General features: G+C 69.6%; 21 protein-coding genes. 15 read left to right on the top strand and 6 right to left on the bottom strand.

Going from position 1 to position 20070, the window contains the following annotated elements; all coding sequences use genetic code 11:
• Positions 1–18 precede the first annotated feature (18 nt).
• Positions 19–900 (bottom strand): DMT family transporter, encoded by an 882-nt coding sequence (locus tag K320_RS0107885; RefSeq protein ID WP_024538291.1) that lies wholly within the window; start codon positions 898–900, stop codon positions 19–21.
• Between the two features lie 50 nt (positions 901–950).
• Positions 951–2213, bottom strand: a complete 1263-nt coding sequence (gene lplT, locus K320_RS0107880; RefSeq protein WP_024538290.1) for a lysophospholipid transporter LplT — start codon at positions 2211–2213, stop codon at positions 951–953.
• Between the two features lie 129 nt (positions 2214–2342).
• On the opposite strand from lplT, the gene alr reads away from it, so the two are divergent.
• The 7 genes from alr (at position 2343) to K320_RS0107845 (ending at position 8614) form a co-directional block, all read left to right on the top strand.
• On the top strand, positions 2343–3440 hold the full coding sequence (alr, locus tag K320_RS0107875; protein WP_024538289.1) for an alanine racemase: 1098 nt from the start codon (positions 2343–2345) through the stop codon (positions 3438–3440).
• Between the two features lie 61 nt (positions 3441–3501).
• Positions 3502–4884, top strand: coding sequence for a DNA repair protein RadA (gene radA / locus K320_RS0107870; RefSeq protein WP_024538288.1), 1383 nt, complete (start codon positions 3502–3504; stop codon positions 4882–4884).
• An 8-nt stretch (positions 4885–4892) separates the two neighbouring features.
• Positions 4893–5294, top strand: coding sequence for a hypothetical protein (locus K320_RS0107865; protein WP_024538287.1), 402 nt, complete (start codon positions 4893–4895; stop codon positions 5292–5294).
• A 39-nt stretch (positions 5295–5333) separates the two neighbouring features.
• Complete coding sequence (locus K320_RS0107860) at positions 5334–6272, top strand: branched-chain amino acid transaminase (RefSeq protein ID WP_024538286.1); 939 nt, start codon at positions 5334–5336, stop codon at positions 6270–6272.
• A gap of 3 nt (positions 6273–6275) precedes the next feature.
• Positions 6276–6482: a zinc-finger domain-containing protein gene (locus K320_RS0107855; RefSeq protein WP_024538285.1), complete on the top strand. Its 207-nt coding sequence runs from the start codon at positions 6276–6278 to the stop codon at positions 6480–6482.
• A gap of 87 nt (positions 6483–6569) precedes the next feature.
• Positions 6570–7343: a glycosyltransferase family 2 protein gene (locus K320_RS0107850; RefSeq protein WP_029695931.1), complete on the top strand. Its 774-nt coding sequence runs from the start codon at positions 6570–6572 to the stop codon at positions 7341–7343.
• Positions 7340–8614 carry an O-antigen ligase family protein gene (locus K320_RS0107845; protein ID WP_024538283.1) on the top strand — a complete coding sequence of 425 codons (1275 nt, stop codon included), beginning with the start codon at positions 7340–7342 and terminating at the stop codon, positions 8612–8614. The genes K320_RS0107850 and K320_RS0107845 overlap by 4 nt, the downstream gene beginning before the upstream one ends.
• On the opposite strand, the gene K320_RS0107840 is transcribed toward K320_RS0107845, so the two are convergent.
• On the bottom strand, positions 8592–9659 hold the full coding sequence (locus K320_RS0107840) for an NAD(P)H-dependent flavin oxidoreductase (RefSeq protein WP_024538282.1): 1068 nt from the start codon (positions 9657–9659) through the stop codon (positions 8592–8594). The two genes, K320_RS0107845 and K320_RS0107840, sit on opposite strands and share 23 nt — an antisense overlap.
• A 92-nt stretch (positions 9660–9751) precedes the next feature.
• Between K320_RS0107840 and K320_RS0107835 the strand changes: the two genes are divergently transcribed.
• From K320_RS0107835 to K320_RS0107820, 4 genes are all read left to right on the top strand, one after another.
• Entirely contained in the window at positions 9752–10999 is a 1248-nt protein-coding gene (locus K320_RS0107835; RefSeq protein ID WP_024538281.1) for a YbfB/YjiJ family MFS transporter, read from the top strand.
• Positions 10996–12399, top strand: coding sequence for a tRNA uridine-5-carboxymethylaminomethyl(34) synthesis GTPase MnmE (gene mnmE, locus K320_RS0107830; protein WP_024538280.1), 1404 nt, complete (start codon positions 10996–10998; stop codon positions 12397–12399). Before K320_RS0107835 ends, mnmE begins: the two co-directional genes overlap by 4 nt.
• 92 nt (positions 12400–12491) lie before the next feature.
• Positions 12492–12986, top strand: a complete 495-nt coding sequence (locus K320_RS0107825) for a Crp/Fnr family transcriptional regulator (protein WP_024538279.1) — start codon at positions 12492–12494, stop codon at positions 12984–12986.
• 73 nt (positions 12987–13059) lie between these two features.
• Positions 13060–13761 (top strand): hypothetical protein, encoded by a 702-nt coding sequence (locus K320_RS0107820; protein ID WP_024538278.1) that lies wholly within the window; start codon positions 13060–13062, stop codon positions 13759–13761.
• A 12-nt stretch (positions 13762–13773) separates the two neighbouring features.
• Here the strand turns inward: K320_RS0107820 and K320_RS0107815 are convergent, their stop codons facing one another.
• Positions 13774–14328 carry an adenine phosphoribosyltransferase gene (locus K320_RS0107815; RefSeq protein WP_024538277.1) on the bottom strand — a complete coding sequence of 185 codons (555 nt, stop codon included), beginning with the start codon at positions 14326–14328 and terminating at the stop codon, positions 13774–13776.
• Positions 14329–14361: 33 nt separating this feature from the next.
• Positions 14362–16344: a cation:proton antiporter domain-containing protein gene (locus K320_RS0107810; RefSeq protein ID WP_024538276.1), complete on the bottom strand. Its 1983-nt coding sequence runs from the start codon at positions 16342–16344 to the stop codon at positions 14362–14364.
• A gap of 68 nt (positions 16345–16412) precedes the next feature.
• Between K320_RS0107810 and K320_RS0107805 the strand changes: the two genes are divergently transcribed.
• From K320_RS0107805 to K320_RS0107790, 4 genes are read left to right on the top strand one after another with little or no spacing between them, the layout of a single operon-like run.
• Positions 16413–17411, top strand: coding sequence for a KpsF/GutQ family sugar-phosphate isomerase (locus tag K320_RS0107805; RefSeq protein ID WP_024538275.1), 999 nt, complete (start codon positions 16413–16415; stop codon positions 17409–17411).
• On the top strand, positions 17411–17974 hold the full coding sequence (locus K320_RS0107800; RefSeq protein ID WP_024538274.1) for a KdsC family phosphatase: 564 nt from the start codon (positions 17411–17413) through the stop codon (positions 17972–17974). Before K320_RS0107805 ends, K320_RS0107800 begins: the two co-directional genes overlap by 1 nt.
• A complete protein-coding gene (lptC, locus tag K320_RS0107795) occupies positions 17971–18606 on the top strand; it encodes an LPS export ABC transporter periplasmic protein LptC (RefSeq protein ID WP_024538273.1) in 636 nt (211 codons plus the stop codon). Before K320_RS0107800 ends, lptC begins: the two co-directional genes overlap by 4 nt.
• Positions 18606–19382 (top strand): SDR family oxidoreductase, encoded by a 777-nt coding sequence (locus tag K320_RS0107790; RefSeq protein WP_024538272.1) that lies wholly within the window; start codon positions 18606–18608, stop codon positions 19380–19382. Before lptC ends, K320_RS0107790 begins: the two co-directional genes overlap by 1 nt.
• A 170-nt stretch (positions 19383–19552) precedes the next feature.
• Here the strand turns inward: K320_RS0107790 and K320_RS0107785 are convergent, their stop codons facing one another.
• Positions 19553–20002 (bottom strand): RNA recognition motif domain-containing protein, encoded by a 450-nt coding sequence (locus K320_RS0107785; RefSeq protein ID WP_024538271.1) that lies wholly within the window; start codon positions 20000–20002, stop codon positions 19553–19555.
• Positions 20003–20070: the final 68 nt, after the last annotated feature.

Below are 20070 nucleotides of genomic sequence, written 5' to 3'. Positions count from 1 at the left end.
AGGCCGCGCACCCCCGGCCTATTCGCGCCGCTGCAGCGCCGCCAGCAGCGCCGCCAGCACGATGAGCGCGCCGCCCGCCCAGGTGGCCGCGGCGGGGCTGGCAGCGCCGGCGAGCACCGACGACGCGGTGGCAAACAGGATTTCCGAAAGCATCACCAGCGAGGTGGTGCCCGCCGGCAGGCGGGTGGCGCCGAACTGCAGCGCCCAGTTGGCCAGCACCAGCACCGCTGCCCAGGCCAGCACCGGCACCAGCCAGGCGGCGCCCGGCGCCGGCAGCGCCGGCACCAGGCCCAGCGCGTGGCTGGCGCCTGCCACCGCCAGCCCCGCCAGCGCGCCGCCGGCGAACATCGCCAGCACGCGCGCCTGCGTCGGCTCGCTGCGCAGGCGCAGCAGCAGCACGTTGTTGGCGGCGAACATGAAGCCGCCCAGCACCGCCAGCGCATCGGCCAGAGAAAAATCCGTCGCCAGATGCTGCATGCCGCCCTCGGCCGGCCAGAGCACCAGCGCCACCCCGGCAAACGCCAGCAGCAGCCGCGCCAGCGCCCAGCCACTGGGCCGCTCGCCCAGAAAGCGCCACGCCAGCAGCACCGCCCAGGCGGGCATCAGATAAAACAGCAGCACCACGCGCACCACGTCGCCGATCGTGATCGCCCAGTTGAAGGCGACATTGGTCATGCCGGCGGTGAGCATCAGCAGCCACAGCCCCGGCGTGCGCAGCAGGCGCCGGCGCGCCGCCGGGCGCAGCAGCAGCATGGCCGTGGCGATGAGCGCGAACATCAGCGCCGTGGCCCACAGCGGGTGCAGGCCGGCATCGAACATCAGGCGCAGCGGCCACCAGGAAAGGCCCCAGATCAGCGCATTGCACAGCAGTGCGAGCGCGGGCAGAAGATTCGAATTCAAAACAGGGTTTTGCGCTTATGCATCAAGCGCTGAAAGCTATCAAAATAAATTCAACGATCGCGGCGGGCGATGACCTTGAGGCGCGACATCTCCTCGCGGTGGTGGCGCAGGTTGTGCGCATACCAGCGGCCGATCAACCACATCACGACGACCACGATGGCGCCGAACGCGGTGACCGCGCCAAAGGCCGACAGCCCCCACTTGGCGCAGGCGCTGTAGCCCGCGCCCATGAGCAGGATGGCCAGCTGCTCGTTGAAGTTCTGCACCGCGATCGAGCGGCCCGCACCCATCAGGTGGTGGCCGCGGTGCTGCAGCAGCGCATTCATCGGCACGACGAGAAAGCCGCCGAGCGCACCCATGAAGATCAGGAAGGGCACGGCGATCCAGATGCTGTCGATCAGGTTCATCGCCATCACCAGCGCGCCCATGGCGATGCCCCAGGGGATCACGCGCGGCGCGCGGTCGAGCCGGATGCGCATCGAGGCGAACACCGCGCCGCTGGCGGTGCCCAGCGCCACCACACCCACCAGCGCCGAGGCCTGGGTGGTGCCGTAGCCCAGCGCCGCCGCGGCCCAGGCCAGCACCACGTAGCGCAGATTGCCCGAGACGCCCCAGAACAGCGTGGTCGAAGCGAGCGAAATCTGACCGAGCTTGTCGTGCCAGAGCTTGCGGTTGCAATCGCGAAAATCCGGCAGCAGCGCCAGCGGGTTGCGCGGCATGGGCCGGCGCCGGGTGCGCGTGAGCGGGATGTGCAGGTTGAACCAGGCGGCCAGCAGATACACCGGGATCAGCGCGAAGATCGCGCCTTCGGCCGGCAGCTCGACGCCCGGCCAGTGCCCGGCCAGCAGCAGCTCGGAGACATGCGGCGCCACCAGCTGCCCGCCCAGCACCACCCCGAGGATGATGGAGGCGATCGTCAGCCCCTCGATCCAGCCATTGGCCTTGACCAGCAGCGACGCGGGCAGCAGCTCGGTGAGGATGCCGTACTTGGCCGGCGAATACGCCGCCGCGCCCAGGCCCACCACGCCATAGGCCAGCAGCGGGTGCGAACCGGCGAGCATCAGCAGGCAGCCCAGCGCCTTGATCGCATTGCTGATGAACATCACCCGGCCCTTGGGCAGGGAATCGGCGAACGCGCCGACCCAGGGCGCGAGCACGACGTAGAACAGCGCGAACATCGGCACCAGTGCCGCCGCCTGCCAGGGCGCCGCGCCATTGGTGCGCAGCAGTTCCACGGCCACCACGAACAAGGCGTTGTCTGCCAGCGAGCTGAAAAACTGCGCTGACATGATGGTGTAGAAACCGCGCTTCATCGGGAGCTGGAAGGGCGCCTCGCTGGCGGGCGCTGTGGATGGGCCTGGATACTCCGAAGAGCGACGCGCGGGGTTATATCACGCAGCCTGCGCGCTGGCGGGTGCAAGCGGATGGGAGAATGCGCCCGCATGCCCCGCCCCATTCTTGCCACCATCCACCAGGGCGCGCTGCGCCACAACCTTGACCTTGCCCGCGAAAGGGCGCAGGGCGCGCGCGTCTGGGCGGTGGTCAAGGCCAATGCCTACGGCCACGGCATGGAACGGGTGTTCGAGGCCTTTCGCGGCGCCGACGGCTTTGCGCTGCTCGACCTGGCCGAGGCCGAGCGGCTGCGCCAGCTGGGCTGGCGCGGGCCCATCCTGCTGCTGGAGGGCGTGTTCGAGCCGCGCGATCTGGAAACCTGCTCGCGCCTTGGGCTCTGGCATGCGGTGCATACCGATGCGCAGATCGACTGGCTCAGCCAGCACAAGACGCAAACGCCGCACCATGTGTTCCTGCTGATGAACTCGGGCATGAACCGCCTCGGTTTCCCGCCCGCGCGCTACCGCGCCGCCTGGGCGCGGCTGAACGCGCTGCCGCAAGTCGATGAAATCGCCCTGATGACGCATTTCTCGGATGCCGACGGCCCGCGCGGCATCGCCCACCAGGTGCAGGTGTTTGAGGCCGCCACGCGCGATCTGCCAGGCGAGCGCAGCCTGGCCAACAGCGCCGCGCTGCTGCGCCACTGTGCGGATGCCCGGGTGCGCGGCGACTGGGTGCGCCCCGGCATCCTGCTGTACGGCAGCGCGCCCGATTACCCCGAAAACGGTGTCTCCCACTGGGGCCTGCAGCCCGCGATGACGCTCACCGCGCGGGTGATAGCCGTGCAGCACCTGCAGGCCGGCGACAGCGTGGGCTATGGCTCCACCTTCACCGCCGACAGTGCGATGACCGTGGGCACCGTCGCCTGCGGCTATGCCGACGGCTACCCGCGCCACGGCGGCACGGACACGCCGGTGCTGGTGGCTGGCCAGCGCACCCGCACGCTGGGGCGGGTCAGCATGGACATGCTGGCCGTCGATCTCACGCATCTGCCGCAGGCGGGCCTGGGCAGCGAGGTGACGCTCTGGGGGCGCGCGGCCAACGGAACGGTTTTGCCGGTGGAGGAAGTCGCCGCCGCCGCTGGCACCATAGGCTATGAGCAGCTCTGCGCGCTGGCGCAGCGCGTGCCCGTGGTGGTGCAAGAATAAATCCATAAAGATAGCTGTTACCGCTTGCCCAGCATGCGCAAAAGCCCGATTTGATATAGAAATGGCCAAGGACAAGACCCTCTACACCTGCAGCGAATGCGGCGCGAGCAGCCCGCGCTGGCTGGGCAAATGCCCGGGCTGCGGCGCCTGGAACACGCTGGTCGAAACCGTGGCCGAAACCCCCGGCGCAGGCAAGAACCGCCTCAGCGGCGCGCAGTACGCGGGCCTGGCGCCGGCGCAGCAGGTGGTGCCGCTCTCAGCCATCGAGGCCTCCGAGGTGGCGCGCACCGCCACGGGGCTGGCGGAGCTCGACCGCGTGCTGGGCGGCGGCATCGTCGAGGGCGGCGTGGTGCTGATCGGCGGCGACCCGGGCATAGGCAAATCCACGCTGCTCTTGCAGGCGCTCGATGCCTTGCAGCACCTGGGCCTGCCGGTGCTGTACGTGACGGGCGAGGAAAGTGGCGCGCAGGTGGCGCTGCGCGCGCGCCGCCTGGGTCTCGCGGCCAGCCAGGTGCAGGTGCTGGCCGAAATCCAGCTCGAAAAGATTCTGGCCACCGTCGATGCGGTGCAGCCGGCGGTCTGCGTGATCGATTCCATCCAGACCATTTATTCCGACCAGCTCGCCAGCGCTCCCGGCAGCGTGGCGCAGGTGCGCGAGTGCGCGGCGCACCTCACGCGCCTGGCCAAGGCCAGCGGCATCGCCATCGTCTTCGTCGGCCATGTGACCAAGGAGGGCGCGATCGCCGGCCCGCGCGTGCTCGAACACATGGTCGATACCGTGCTGTATTTCGAGGGCGATACGCATTCGAGCTTTCGCCTGGTGCGCGCGATCAAGAACCGCTTTGGCGCGGTGAACGAAATCGGCGTGTTCGCGATGACCGAGCAGGGCCTCAAGGGCGTGACCAACCCCAGCGCGATTTTCCTGAGCCAGCACAGCGAGCCGGTGCCGGGCTCCTGCGTGCTGGTCACGCTGGAGGGCACGCGCCCGCTGCTGGTGGAAATCCAGGCGCTGGTCGATGGCGGCGGCGTGAGCCCGCGGCGCCTCTCGGTGGGGCTGGACCGCGATCGCCTGGCGATGCTGCTGGCCGTGCTGCACCGGCATGCGGGCGTGGCCTGCGCGGACCAGGACGTGTTCGTCAACGCCGTGGGCGGCGTGCGCATCAGCGAACCAGCGGCCGATCTGGCCGTGCTGCTGGCGATTACCAGCAGCCTGCGCGCCAAGCCGCTGCCCAAGGGCTTCATCGCGTTTGGCGAGGTGGGCCTGGCGGGCGAGGTGCGGCCCGCGCCGCGCGGGCAGGAGCGGCTGAAGGAAGCGGCCAAGCTGGGCTTCACCGTGGCCGTGGTGCCCAAGGCCAATGCACCGAAGAAACCGATTGCCGGGCTCACCATCCATGCGGTCGAGCGGGTGGAGCAGGCGATGGATGCGGTGCGGGGGCTGGCGTAGGCCGGGATATGCGGCTGCGCAGCTTTGTCCCGCCGCTGGCCTTGGCCGCGCTGCTGGTGCTGTGCTGGCTGGCCTGGGGCTGGCCGGGGCTGCTGGCGGGCGTGGGGGCGGCGCTGCTCTGGCTGCTGCTGCATTTCACGCGGCTGATGCAGGTGATGCGCCGGGCGGCGGATCGCCCCGTCGGCAGCGTGGCAAGCGCCGTGATGCTCAATGCCCGTCTGGCGCCGGGGGTGAATCTGCTGCACGTCGTGGCGCTGACCCGGTCGCTCGGCGAGCGCCTGGGCGCGGAGGGCGCAAGCACCGAAACCTATGCCTGGCGCGACGCTTCGGACGCGCAGGTGCGCTGCGAATTCGAGGACGGCCGCCTGGTGCGCTGGCAGTTGCTGCGCCAGGGCGCGGCCGAATCGTAAAATGACCGGTTGTTCTGGTTTGATTTTCAGAGGATGGCGATGAGTTCCACTATTCCTTCGTTGGCCGATCGTGACGGCAAAATCTGGATGGATGGCCAGATGGTCGAGTGGCGCGACGCCAAGATCCACGTGCTCACGCACACGCTGCACTACGGCTGCGGCGCGTTCGAGGGCGTGCGCGCCTACGACGCCCAGGGCGGCACGGCGATCTTCCGCCTGCAGGACCACACCCAGCGGCTGTTCAACAGCGCCAAGATCCTGCGCATGAATATCCCGTTCAGCATGGACGAGGTCAACGAGGCGCAGCGCGCCGTCGTCAGGGCCAACCAGCTCGCCTCCTGCTATGTGCGCCCGCTGGTCTGGATCGGCGACAAGAAATTGGGCGTATCGCCCAAGGGCAACACCATCCACGTGATGGTCGCGGCCTGGGCCTGGGGCGCCTACCTGGGCGAAGAGGGCATGCAGCGCGGCATCCGCGTGAAAACCAGCAGCTATACCCGCCACCACGTCAACATCACGATGACGCAGGCCAAGACGGTGAGCAACTACACCAACTCCATCCTGGCCAACATGGAAGCCACCGACGATGGCTACGACGAGGCGGTGCTGCTCGATAGCGCCGGCTTCGTGAGCGAGGGCTCGGGCGAGAACGTCTACATCGTCAAGGATGGCGTGGTCTACACGCCCGACCTGTCCGCCGGCGCGCTCAACGGCATCACGCGCAAGACGGTGCTGCAGGTCTGCAAGGATCTGGGCATCGAGGTGGTGCAGAAGCGCATCACGCGCGACGAGTGCTACATCGCCGATGAAATGTTCTTCAGCGGCACCGCCGCCGAGATCACCCCGATCCGCGAGTACGACCGGCTGCAGATCGGCGGCGGTTCGCGCGGGCCGGTGACGGAACGCATCCAGACCGCCTTCTTTGACATCGTGGGCGGCCGCAACCCCCAGTACGCCCACTGGCTCACCAAGGTCTGAAGCATGGCGCAAACCGTTGTCGAACTGCTCGCCAAGGACCTGGATGGCAATGGCGGCATCTACTGCCCCAGCGCCAAGGCGGACATGAAGCTCTGGAACGGCCACCCGCGCGTGTTCCTCGAAATCGCCCGCCAGCATGAGGCCCGCTGCCCCTACTGCAGCACGGTCTATCGCCTGAAAGAGGGCGAGGTGGTCAAGGGCGGGCATTGAGCGGCGGCTCGTGCCCCGGCCGGACGCCGGCGGCACGGGCAGGCCCTGCGCGGGAGCACGCTCCGGCTGCTGCCTTCTGGAACTTCCATGCCGACGCTCACGGTCGCCGTCCTGGCTCTGAATGAGGCACGCTGCATCGCCCGCTGCCTGCGCAGCGCGGCGTTTGCCGATCAGCTGCTGGTGGTCGATGGCGGCAGCACGGATGCCACGGTGGACATCGCGCGCTCGCTGGGTGCTGAAGTCCACGCCTACCCCGATTGGCAAGGTTTTGCGGTGCAGCGCAACCGGCTCATCGCGCACGCGAGTGGCGATTACCTTTTTTTCCTGGACGCCGATGAAACCATGACGCCCGCATTCGCCGCGGAGCTGCAGGCGATCGTGGCCGGCGGCGCGCGCGCGGTGTACAGCATCCGCTGGCGCCTGGTGGCGTTTGGGCGCGAGCTGCGGCGCTTTCGCGCCGATACGCGGGTCGAGCGCCTGTTCCGGCGCGACCAGCTGCGGGAATACGTTGGCGTGGTGCACGAGCAGGCGGTGCTGCGCGAGACCGAGGTGCCGCGCCGCCTGATGCGCGAACGCCTGCTGCATGAAGCGCGCCCGACGGTGCGCATCTCGCTGGAGAAGCTGACGCAGTACGCGCTGCTGGGCGCCGCCAAGCGGGCCGGCGGCAGCGCCCGGGGCGGCGTGCTGCGCGGCCTGGCGGCGGGCAGCTGGATGTTTGCGCGCATGTATCTGTGGCGCGGCGGCTTTCTGTGCGGCGGCGCCGGCTTTCTCTACTGCTGGTTTCTCGCGCTGGAGGCGTTCTTCCGCTACGCCGCGCTGTACTACGACCGCGATGACTTAACGGCGGAGGTGGCGCGTTGAGCCAGGGCCGCGAGCGCTGGGCTGCGCGGCTGACGACCGCAGGCGTGTTCCTGGTGCCGGCGGTGGCTCTGCTGTTTCCGTCGGGCTACTCGGTCGGCGCGGCGCTGCTGTTCCTGGCGAGTCTGCTGAACATCGGTGCATGGAGCCGGTGCCGGCCGTCGCGGGAGATGCGCTGGTGGATCGCCTGCGTGCTCTGCATGGGGCTGGTCTGGGCCATGGACATCAATGCGGTCCGGGGCTGGGCGAGCGCCGATCGTCCAGCCAAGTACCTGCTGGTTCTGCCTTGTTTTCTGCAACTGTGCCTCTGCCCTGCACGGGCAGGCGTGCTGCGGCTGGGCGTGGCGGCAGGCGCCATCGGAGGCGGATCCGTGGCCTTGTTCCAGAACCTGGTGGAACGCAGCCCGCGCGTGGACGGCTTCATGAATGCCATCCAGTTCGGCGATCTGAGCATGCTGCTGGGCTGCATGTGCGCTCTCTGGCTGGCGGTGGGGAGTGCGGGCGGCAAGCGCCAGACCCGGCTGCTGCTGGCGGCCGGTGCCTGCCTGGGCATCCTCGGTTCGGTGCTGTCGCTGTCGCGCGGCGGCTGGCTGGCCGGGGTGCTGTCACTGCCACTGTGGCTCTGGCTGCTGGCGCGTGGGCACAACCACCGCCGGATGTGGCATGCGCTGGCGGCGCTGAGTCTCATGGGTCTGCTGATCGGCTGGTACCAGGGGCCCGAAGTGGCGCAGCGCTGGACCGAAGCGGTCCAGGAGGGCGATGCCTACCGCGAAGGCGTCCCGGCGACCATCAATACCTCATCCGGCCAGCGCCTGGAGCACTGGCGGCTGGCGCTGGAGATGGGCCGGGACCGGCCCTGGCTGGGTTGGCGCGGGCAGTACACCGCCGAGAAGACCCGGCGGGTGCAGGCGGGCGAGATCGATCCCACCGTGCTGCAGTTTGACCACGCGCACAACGAGGTGCTGGACATGTTTGCCAAGCGGGGCTTGGTCGGCGTGGCCGCGCTGCTGTTTTTCTACCTGGTGCCCTTGCTGGTGTTCTGGCCCAGGCGTCTGGATTCGGAGGCCCGGAGGCAGGAGGCAGACGATCAGGGGGTCTTTGCGCTGCGCCTGGCCGGCCTGGCGATTCCGGTGCTGTATACCGGCTTTGGCCTGACCCAGGTCTTTTTCGCGCACAACAGCGGCAACCTGTTCTACCTGCTCATGGTGACCATGGTCATGACGGCCCTGCAGCAGCGCCGGGCCGCCGGTGTCAGCGCACCGGCCATGGCTTGATTCGGGCCAGCTCCGCCGCCAGCCGGCGCACCAGATCGGCTGCCGGCAGCGCCCGCGCCGCCCCCACCCCCTGCCCCGCCCACAAGGCCATGCCGTCCGCATCGCCTGCCTTCGCGGCGGCGCGGCGCACCGGCCCCATCAGCGCGTTCTGGATCGGGTAGGCGGGCAGCTGCGCTGCCAGCGGATCGAGCGCGCGCATCGTGGTGTTTCCGATGCCGCGCGCCCAGCGGCCCGAGAAAGCGCGGGTCAGGCGCGTGTCGCTGCCCCGGGCGTTGGCCAGCGCCGCGCGCCATGCCGGGGCGATGGCCGATTCCGGGCAGGCAAGAAAGGCCGTGCCCATCTGCACCGCCTGCGCGCCCAGCGCCAGCGCTGCGGCGATGCCGCGCCCATCCATGATGCCGCCGGCGGCGATCACGGGGATGGAGAGCGCATCCACGCAGGCGGGCACCAGCGCCATGGTGCCGATGTGGCTTTCTTCCCAGCGGCTCAGAAAGGTGCCGCGGTGCCCGCCGCCCTCGATGCCGCTGGCCACCACGGCATCGGCGCCCGCGTTCTGCCAGGCCAGGGCCTCTTCCACCGTTGTCGCGGTGCCCTGCACCAGGCAGCCCGCGCGATGCAGGCGCCCGATCTGTTCGCCGCTCAGGATGCCGAAGGTGAAACTGGCCACGGCGGGACGCAGTTCCAGCAGGGTGTCGAACTGCGCATCGAAGTCTTCGCACCATTTTTTCGGGGGCTCAAGCGGCAGGTCAAATCGGGCGTAAAGCGGCGCCAGGCGCGCGAGTGCAGCTTCCACCATGGAAGCGTCCGGTGCGGGTGTCCGCAACACGAAGAGGTTCATGGCGAACGGCTTGCCGGTCGCGGCGCGCACGGCGGCGGCGGCTTCGCGCATGGCCGCCGGCGAGCGCGCGCCGCAGCCGAGGGACCCGAGCCCGCCTGCCTGCGAGACGCTGGCGGCCAGCTGCGGCGTGTCCGAGCCGGTCATGGGGGCCTGGATGATGGGGTGCTGCAGGCCAAGGTGCTGCAGCAGCGTGGAGGGTTGCGTCATGGGGTCCGGGGCAGGAACGCTGCCGTGTGCGATGATTTCCGCCTTCATCTTACGGCGCTGCGGCATTGCGACGCTGCGCCGGCCATTGCCCCATGCCCGTTCCTGCCGCCACCCCTGCCGCTTCGCCCTGGTTTGAGCGCCCCTGGGCCATCGCGCTGGCCGGGCTGCTGGCACTGGCCGTGGCCATGGGCGTCGGGCGCTTTGCGTTCACGCCGCTGCTGCCGATGATGCTGCACGACGGGGTGGTCACCATCGCGCAGGGCAGCTGGCTGGCAACCGCCAACTACATCGGCTATCTGGTGGGCGCCCTGGCCTGCACCGCCGTGCCGTGGCTGCTGCCGGGGCTGTACCGGCGCTGGGGGCCGGCGCCGTTTGCCCATGCGGGGCTTGCCGCCACGGTGCTGCTGACGCTGGCGATGGCGCTGCCCGTTCCCGCCCTGTGGCCGACGCTGCGCTTTCTGGCGGGCGTGGCGAGCGCCTTTGTTCTGCTCAATGTGACGGCCTGGTGCATGGTGCGTCTGGCGTTGCAGGGGCGCGCCTTCATGGGTGGGCTGATCTTTGCCGGGGCGGGCCTGGGGATCGTGTTCAGCGGCCTGGCGGCGAGCGCCATGGTGGCGGTCCAATGGCGGGCGGCCACCGGCTGGGCGGTGTTTGGCGTGCTTGCTCTGCTGTGGTACCTGCCCGTCTGGCCGGTGATGCGCGGCCTGGCCAGCCCGGCGGGCGCCGCACGGCCGGCGGGCGCGAAGGCGCCGCCCGCGCAGGCCGCGGCGACGGTGCTGGCGCGTGCGCTGCATGCGCTGGGCTACGGTCTGGCGGGGCTGGGCTATATCGTCACCGCCACCTTTTTGCCGGTGATCGCACGCATGGCGCTTGAGCCCGGATCGCCCTGGCCGGATCTGTTCTGGCCGATTTTCGGCGTGGGCGCCACCGTTGGCGTGGTGCTCAGCACGCGCTCGCCGGAGCGCTGGGACCGGCGCTGGCTGCTCGTCGCCTGCTATGGGGTGCAGGCGGCCGGCATCATCGTGGGCCTGCTGTTGCCGACGGTGGCGGGCTTCGCCATGGGCAGCCTGCTGCTGGGGCTGCCTTTTCTGGCCATCGTTTCCTATGCCATGCAGGTGGCGCGCCGGCTCTGGCCGGAGGCGGCGGACAGCTTTATGAGCCTGATTACCGTGCTCTACGGCCTGGGCCAGATCATCGGCCCGCCGATCACCGCCTGGCTGCTGGCGGTGCACGGGCAGCAGCGCGGGTTCACGCTGGGGCTGATGTTCGCGGCATCGGCGCTGGTGCTGGGTGCTCTGATTTACGTCGGGTCGGCACTGCGCTGGAGGCGCCTGCCGTGAGCCAGCTCGCGCGCCACGATGATCCGATCGCGGCCATCGCCACCGCGCCGGGGCGCGGCGCGGTCGGCATCGTGCGCGTTTCCGGGCAGGACCTTGCGCCCTTTGCGCGGGCGCTGCTGGGGCGCGAACTGCGGCCGCGCGAGGCGCATTACCTGCCCTTTCCCGATGCGGCGGGCGACGCGATCGACCGCGGCCTGGCGCTGTGGTTTCCAGCGCCGCACAGCTACACCGGCGAGGACGTGCTGGAGCTGCAGGCGCATGGCGGGCCGGTGGTGCTGCAACTGCTGCTGGCGCGCTGCATGGAGGTGGCGCGCGCGGCGCTGCCGCGGCTGCGTCTGGCCGAGGCGGGCGAGTTCACCGAGCGCGCCTTTCTCAACGACAAGATGGACCTGGCGCAGGCCGAGGCGGTGGCCGACCTGATCGACGCCAGCACCGAAGGCGCGGCGCGCAGCGCGGCCCGCTCGCTCTCGGGTGCGTTCTCGGGCGAGGTGCACGGTCTGCGCGATGCGCTCGTGCACCTGCGCATGCTGGTCGAGGCGACGCTGGATTTTCCCGAGGAAGAAATCGACTTCCTGCGCAAGGCAGACGCGCGCGGGCAGCTATCGAATTTGCAGAATCGGGTGGCGGCCGTGCTCGGCCATGCGCGCCAGGGCGCGCTGCTGCGCGAGGGCATCGCGGTGGTCATTGCCGGCCAGCCCAATGTGGGCAAGAGCTCGCTGCTCAATGCCCTGGCGGGGGCGGAGCTGGCCATCGTCACGCCGATGGCCGGCACCACGCGCGACACCGTGCGCCAGACCATACAGATCGAGGGCGTGCCGCTGCACGTGATCGACACCGCCGGCCTGCGCGAGAGCGCGGATGCGGTGGAGCGCATCGGCATAGAGCGTGCCTGGGAACAAATTGCGCGGGCGGACGCCGTGCTTTTTCTGCATGACCTGACCCGCGGCAGCGATGCCGCCTACCTGGCGGCAGATGCGCAGATTGCCGCTGCGCTGATCCAGCGGCTGGCCCCGGCCGTGCCGCACCTGGATGTCTGGAACAAGAGCGATGCCGCCCCCGACGCCATGCCGCCCGGCGCGCATGGCGCGCAGGCGCTTACGCTCTCGGCGCAGACCGGGGAGGGGCTGGCGGCGCTGCGCCAGAGGCTGCTGCGCACCGTGGGCTGGGAAGCCCTGCCCGAAGGCGTTTACATGGCACGCGAACGGCACCTGCAGGCGCTCCGGGGTGTGCAGGAGCACCTGGCGCAGGCGCTGGCCCGGCTCGATGCGCCCGAACCCGCGCTCGATCTGCTGGCCGAGGAACTGCGCCTGGCGCAGGGGGCGCTGGGTGCGATCACCGGGGAATTCACGGCCGACGACCTGCTGGGCACCATCTTTTCGCAGTTCTGCATCGGCAAGTGACGCCGTCGCGGCCATGCGACGGACATGCTTCCAGGTGTAAGCGGCACGCTGGTGCGCTTGCATATCCCCGGCTTGCAGGGTAAGTTGTTCGGATGGCGACCGCGCACTACCCCAGCTCCGCGTCCAGCAGTCTGGACGGCCTGGTGGCGGCGATCCGCCAGTCGCCGGAAGACGACGCGCTGGGCACGGCGCTCGGCGCGCAGCAGTGGGCCATCATCGCGCCCTACCTGCAGCCGCTGGACCTGGTGGCCAGCCAGATCCTGTTCGACCAGGGCAGCAGCGACCGTTCGCTGTATCTGGTGGAAAGCGGCTCGCTCAGCGTGCACTACCAGGACGCCAGGCAGCGCGTGCGCCTGGCCGTCGTCGGCAGTGGCTCGGTGGTCGGCGAGGGTGCGTTTTTTTCGCACCGCACGCGCAGCGCCACGGTCCAGGCCAACGGCGCCTGCCGGCTCTGGGGTCTCACGCCGCTGCGCTTTGCGGAGCTGTCCAACCGGCAGCCGGCCGCCGCGCTGGCCTTGGCGATGACGGTCGGTGCGGTGCTGGCCAAGCGGCTGGCCAACCGGCGCATGCGGGTGGCGGCCACCTGAGGAAGTGAGCGCCTGCGCCGGAGGTTTTGCGCGTTAAACTGCAATGCAACCATTGGTATCACCGGAGTGAAGCATGTCGCTGCTGAGTTGGCTTTTTCCTCCCAAATCCAAGCCTGCCGGAGCCGCTGCCGGGTCCGCGGCGCAGGCTGCGGCCACCGAGTCCGCCAAGGGAGAGCGGACGCAGCGGCGCGAGCACCTCTACCTGGCGGTGCGCGATGCCATGGTGCGTTCGGGGGTGCTGTCCTCGGGCTACAAGTTCAAGGTGCTGTCGCTGGATGCCGATGGGCGCCAGTTCCTGGTGATGATCGACATTGCGCCCAATTACGGCGCCGATACCGCGCGCCAGGCGGAGATGGAAGCACTGCTCACCCAGACCGCGCGCACGCGCTTTCACGTCGAGGTGGCGGCGGTGTACTGGCGGGTGAGCCCTGCGCTGGGGGGCGCCGAAAAACCGGCCGCTGCCGTGGCGCCAGCCGTCCCGGCTGCGAAACCGGCTGCCGCGCCGGCGCAGCCTCGGGTGGCGACCCCGCCCGTCGTAGCGCCTGCGCCGCAGGCGAAATCGGATTTCGAACCCATCGCGCCCGACGAGGTGGAGGCCTTCCAGCAGGCACTGCAGAAGGCCGCGGCGCCCAGGTCTGCCGCGCCGCCGCAGCGCCGCCCGGCAGCGCCCACGCAGGATGCGTCGGACAACAACGGCTTTGCCGACACCATGATCGTCGACGATGACGGCCAGGCCCCGCGCCTGGGGGTGACGCAGTACGGCGCGCTGCGCTGAATCTGCCCCTGCTCAGTGCCCGCTGAAATCCACCAGCGTGAAGAGTGGCAGTCCGGCGGCGCGCAGGCGGTCTGAACCACCCAGCTCCGGCAGATCGACGATCGCCACGCCTTCGGCGACCGTCGCGCCCAGTTTTTCCAGCAGCTTCTTGCCGGCCATCATGGTGCCGCCGGTGGCGATGAGGTCGTCCACCAGCAGCACGCGGTCACCGCGCTGGACCGCGTCGGCGTGCAGCTCCACGGTGGCGCTGCCGTATTCCAGCTCGTAGGTTTCCTGCACCGTGGTGAACGGCAGCTTGCCCTTCTTGCGGATCGGCACGAACCCGAGACCCAGCTCGTAGGCCAGTACCGAGCCGATGATGAAGCCGCGCGCATCCAGCCCGGCGACCACGTCGGGGCGCATGCGTTTTTCCATGTAGCGGTGCACGAAGGTGTCGATCAGCACGCGGAACACCCGCGGGTCCTGCAGCAGCGGCGTGATGTCGCGAAACTGCACGCCCGGCGCGGGCCAGTCGGGCACGGTGCGGATGTGCGAGCGCAGGTAGTCGGTGGTGCTGGGTGTGGGCATGGAGAGGCTGGAAATCGGAGCGATGCCGGCATCCTACCCGCGCAGCAGGCTTTCCTCGGCCAGCTGCAGTGCCGTCGGATGGCCGCTGAGCACCAGGGTATCGCCGCCGGACAGCGGCTGGTCATCCTCCGGTCCGCTGGTTCTGCCATTGGCGTGGCGCACCGCGACGAGCTGCACGCCCATGGGAGCGAGGCTCAGTGCGGCCGGGCTCTGGCCCAGCGCGGCGGCGCCCTCGGGCAGGGTGATGGAGGCCAGCCGCTCCTGGTCGCGTTCGGTCGGCGTTTCGTCCAGCCCGTGGAAATAGTTGCGCAACAGCCCGTAGCGGGCATTGCGTTGCTCCTGCAGCAGGCGCACCACGCGGCGCAGCGGCACGCCGACGAGCGCCAGCGCATGGCCGGCCAGCACCAGCGAGCCTTCGATGGCTTCGGGCACCACCTCGGCGGCGCCGGCGGCGCGCAGTTGCTCCAGGTGCGTGTCGTCCTGCGTGCGCACGATCACCGGCACCTGCGGCGCCTCGCTGCGCAGGTGGCCCAGCACCTTCAGCGCCACCGGCACCTCGTGCGTCGTCACCACCACCGCCGCCGCGCGCGAGAGGCCCGCCGCGCGCAGCGCCTGCATGCGCGTGGCGTCGCCGAACACCACCGAATTGCCGGCGGCGGCGGCCTGGCGCACGCGGTCCGGGTCCAGATCGAGCGCCAGGTAGGCGATGCCCTCCAGCTCCAGCAGCCGCGCCAGGTTCTGGCCGCAGCGGCCGTAGCCGCAGATCACGATGTGGCCCGCGGTGTTGATCGCCCGGCGTGCGATCTGCGTCACCTGCAGCGATTGCTGCATCCAGTCGCTGGCCACCAGCCGGCCGACGATCTGCGGGCTGTACTGGATCAGGAAGGGCGTGGCCAGCATCGACAGCACCATGGCCGCCAGCACCGGGTTCATGAGGCGCGGCTCGATCAATTGGTGCGTCTGCATCAGCGCCAGCAGCACGAAGCCGAATTCACCGGCCTGCGCCGCGTACAGCCCGGTGCGCAGCGCCACCCCGGCCGAGGCGCCGCGCGCATGCGCCAGGCCGAAGATGATCGCCGCCTTCAGCGCCAGCGGCACCAGCAGCAGCAGGCCCACCAGCGCCCAGTGTTCGACGAGGATGTGCCAGTCCAGCATCATCCCCACGGTGATGAAGAACAGGCCCAGCAGCACGTCGTGAAATGGCCGGATGTCCGCGCCCACCTGGTGGTGGTAGGGCGTCTCGGAGACCAGCACGCCGGCGATGAAGGCGCCCAGCGCCAGCGACAGCCCGGCCAGTTCGGTGAGCCAGGCCAGGCCCAGCGTGACCAGCAGCAGGTTGAGCATGAACAGCTCCTCGCTCTTGCGCCGCGCCACCAGCGTGAGCCACCAGCGCATCACGCGCTGTCCGCCCATGAGCAGCACGGTCACCAGCACCACGGCCTTGACCAGCGCCAGCGCCAGCGCCGTCAGCAGCTGCTCGGGCGAGGAGCCGAGCGCAGGAATCAGCACCAGCATGGGCACCACGGCAAGATCCTGGAACAGCAGGATGCCCATGACCCGCCGGCCGTGCTCGGTGTCCACCTCGGCGCGCTCGGCCAGCAGTTTCACCACGATGGCCGTGCTGCTCATCGTCAGCGTGCCGGCCAGCGCAAGCGCCGTCTGCCAGCCCATTTCCCAGACGCCGCCCAGCCCGTTTGAAAGCAGCAGCAGCCCGGCCATGAACGCCAGCACGCTGCCCAGCACCTGCATCAGCCCCAGGCCGAAGACCAGCTGGCGCATGGCCCGCAGCTTGGGCAGGCTGAATTCCAGGCCGATGGTGAACATCAGGAACACCACGCCGAACTCGCCCAGATGGCGTACGCCCTCGGAGTTGAGCGCCAGCGCCAGCGCGTGCGGCCCGATCAGGATGCCGGCGGCGAGGTAGCCCATCATCGGCGGCAGGCGCAGCAGCCGGCAGGCCACCACGCCCAGCACGGCGGCCAGCAGGTACAGCAGGGTCAGCGCCAGCGACGACATCGCACGATGGTAGGGCCAGTTGTCCAGGTTGTGCCCGGGTTTCGCACCTGCGCCGATAGAATTTGCCCATGTCTTCTCCACAAGGCGCGCTGCGCACCGACGACGACCGCATCCTGCGCCTGGGGCGCGAGGCCTGCCACATCGAGGCGGCTGCGCTGGGCCGCATGGGCGAGCGGCTGGGCGCTGCCTTCACGCAGGCCGTTCACCGCATTCTTGCCACGCGCGGGCGGGTGGTCGTCATGGGCATGGGCAAAAGCGGGCATGTGGGGCGCAAGATCGCCGCCACGCTGGCCTCCACCGGCACGCCTGCGTTCTTCGTGCACCCGGCCGAGGCCAGCCACGGCGATCTGGGCATGGTCACGCAGGAGGATCTGGTGCTGGCGCTGTCCAACAGCGGCGAGAGCCACGAAATCACCGCGTTGCTGCCGGTGCTCAGGCGCCTGGGCGTGCCCATCGTCGCACTCACCGGTGGCGCGGAATCCACGCTGGCCGCCCATGCCGATCTGGTACTCGATTGCAGCGTGGAGCGCGAAGCCTGCCCGCTCAACCTCGCGCCCACCGCCAGCACCACGGCGCAGATCGCCATGGGCGATGCACTGGCCGTGGCGCTGCTGGACGCGCGCGGCTTTCGCCCCGAGGACTTTGCCCGCTCGCACCCGGGCGGCGCGCTGGGCCGGCGCCTGCTCACGCTGGTGCGCGATGTGATGCGCAGCGGCGCCGATGTGCCGCGCGTGCAGCCGGGCGCCGGTTTCAGCGCGCTGATGCGCGAAATGAGCGCCAAGGGCGTGGGCGCGGCCGCGGTGGTGGACGCCGCGGGGCGGCTGCAAGGCATCTTCACCGATGGCGATCTGCGCCGCCGCATCGAAGCGGGCGCTGATGTGCTGACGATGACGGCCGGCGAGCTGATGCACCCCGGCCCGCGCACCATGGGCGAAGAGGCGTTGGCCGCCGATGCCGCGCAGCTGATGGAGCAGCACCGCATCACCAGCGTGCTCGTGACCGATGGTGCCGGGATGCTGACCGGCATCGTGCATATCGGCGACCTGATGCGCGCCAAGGTGATCTGATGACGGACCTGCTGCCCCCGCTGCCGCCGGCGCTGCGCTTTGCGCCGGAACTGCTGCTGCAGGCCCAGGGCGTGCGCGCCGTGGTGCTGGACGTGGATGGCGTGCTGACGGACGGCGGGCTGTATTTTTCCGCCGAAGGCGAGGTGCTCAAGCGCTTTGATTCGCTCGATGGCCATGGCCTCAAGCTGCTGCAGCAGGCGGGTCTGCAGGTCATGGTGGTGAGCGGACGCGATTCGCCCGCCCTGCGCCTGCGCCTGGCGGCGCTGGGCGTGCAGCGCTCGCGGCTGGGCGCGCAAGACAAGCTCCCGGCGGCGCAGGCACTGCTGGCCGAGCTGGGTTTGACCTTCCCTGAGCTGGCCGTCATGGGCGACGATTGGCCCGATCTGCCGCTGCTGCGCCGCGCGCGCCTGGCCTGTGCGCCGGCGCAGGCCCATGCCGAGGTGCGCGCCGTGGCCCACCATGTGACGCAGGCCGCGGGCGGGCACGGCGCGGTGCGCGAACTGTGCGATCTGCTGCTGGTCGCCTCGGGCCGGTATGCGCAGCTGCTGGCGCGTGCCTCATGAGCGTGCGTGCCTGGCAACGCACCTGGAGGCGCACCTGGGAGCGCGTCACGCTCTACCTGCCAGTGGCGCTGATGGGGCTGCTGGCCCTGGGCACCTGGTGGCTGGTGCGCAACGCGCCGCAGCTGCAGGCGCCCCAGCCGCCGGCAGTGGTGGCGCACGAACCGGACTACTTCATGCGGGACTTTTCGGTCAAGTCGTTCGACGCCAATGGTCGCCTGCAGAGCGAGGTGCGCGGGCGGCTGGCACAGCATTTCCCGGATACCGACACGCTGGAAATCGAACAGGCCGACATCCGTTCGACCGATGCGCAGGGCCGCGTGATGACGGCCACGGCCAGGCGCGCCATCACCAATGCCGACGGCTCCGAAGTGCAGCTGCTGGGGGATGCGGTGGTGCAGCGCGTCACGCCGACGACTGCGGGCCAGCCTGCGCCGCCCGTGCTGCGTCTGCAGGGGCAGTACCTGCGCGCCTGGGTCAACAGCGAGCGCGTGCAGTCGGATCAGCCCGTGGTGCTCACCCAGGGAAATGACCGGGTCACCGCCGACACGCTGGATTACGACAACAAGGCAGGGCTTGTGACCATGACGGGCAATGTGCGTGGCCTGGTGCAGCCGGCACGCAGCCGGCGCTGATGGCCGCGCCGCTCGTCTTCATCACCGGCGCCTCCAGCGGCATAGGCCAGGCGCTGGCCCGCCGCTATCTGCGCGCAGGCTGGCGCGTGGCGCTGCTTGCCCGGCGCGCGGATATGGTCAAAACATGGCTTGACGCAGAAAACATAAGTGCTGACAGCTATGAAATTTATGGAGCTGACGTCAGTGATGCCGCGCAAATCGCCGCTGCTGCCAGCGCCTGTCTTGAGCGCCAGGGCCTGCCGGACGTGGTGCTGGCCAATGCAGGCATCAGCGTGGGCATTGCGCCGGGCGATGCGCAGGATCTCGCGGTGCTGCAGCGCACGCTGGCCACCAACGTCATTGGGCTGGCGGCGACGTTCCAGCCTTTCATAGCCCCGATGGTGGCACGTGGCAGCGGCCGGCTGGTCGGGGTTGCCAGCGTTGCCGGCGTGCGCGGGCTGCCCGGCCACGGCGCGTACTGCGCGAGCAAGGCCGCCGTCATCAGTTACTGCGAGAGCGTGCGCAGCGAATTGCGTGGCAGCGGAGTCAGCGTGCTCACGCTCTGCCCTGGTTTCGTGGCGACGCCGCTCACCGCGCGCAACCGCTACCCCATGCCCTTCCTGCTGTCGGCCGAGGCGTTTGCGCGGCGGGCCGAGCGTGCCATTGCCGGCCGCGCGAGCTATTGCGTGATTCCCTGGCGGATGGCGATCGTGGCGCGCCTGCTGCCGCTGCTGCCCGATGCGGTGTTCGACCGCCTGATGGCGGGGCGTCCGCGCAAACGCCGGGAAGGCGAGTAATTCCATTTCCAAATCAATCGATTACTTTGTCGGCTCCGCTCGCCGTGCTACAGCACTGTCTTCGCTTCGCCTTCGCGTACTCGAATGATATGGAATTGAAATAAGGCCAGGCCTCGACGCAGGCAATAAAAAAGCTCCCGAAGGAGCTTTTTCATGGGTTTGCCGGGGGATCAGTATCCGCCGTTGCCGCCGTCGTAGCCACCGCGGCCGCCGCCGTCGTAGCCGCCGCGACCGCCACCACCGCTGCGGCCACCGCCGCCGTAGGGGCTGCGGAAACCGCCGCCGCCCTCACCGCGGCCGCCGCCACCATAGCCGCCGCCACCGCTGCGGCCCCCACCAAAGCCGCCGCCGCCGGAGCGCGGGGGGCGTGGCTCCATCGGGCGCGCTTCGTTGACGACCAGGCTGCGTCCGCCCAGGGGCTGACCGTTCATGCCGTTGATGGCTTGCTGTGCTTCGGCATCGCTGCCCATTTCGACAAAGCCGAAACCCTTGGAGCGGCCGGTGTCGCGCTCCATCATGACCTTGGCGCTGGTGACCGTGCCGAATTGCCCGAAGGCCTGCTGCAGATCTTCATCGCGCACTTGGTACGGCAGGTTGCCGACGTACAGTTTGTTGCCCATGAAATGGGACTCCCTAATTAACAAAAAAATGGAACCACGGAGTCCCGAAACCGCCAAAAGTGAATCAC

Source organism: Comamonas badia DSM 17552 (genome assembly GCF_000484635.1).
GTDB classification, from domain to species: Bacteria; Pseudomonadota; Gammaproteobacteria; order Burkholderiales; family Burkholderiaceae_C; genus Comamonas_C; species Comamonas_C badia.
The sequence above is the reverse complement of the archived record's forward strand: the minus strand, read 5'-3'. Positions and strand labels throughout refer to the sequence as shown.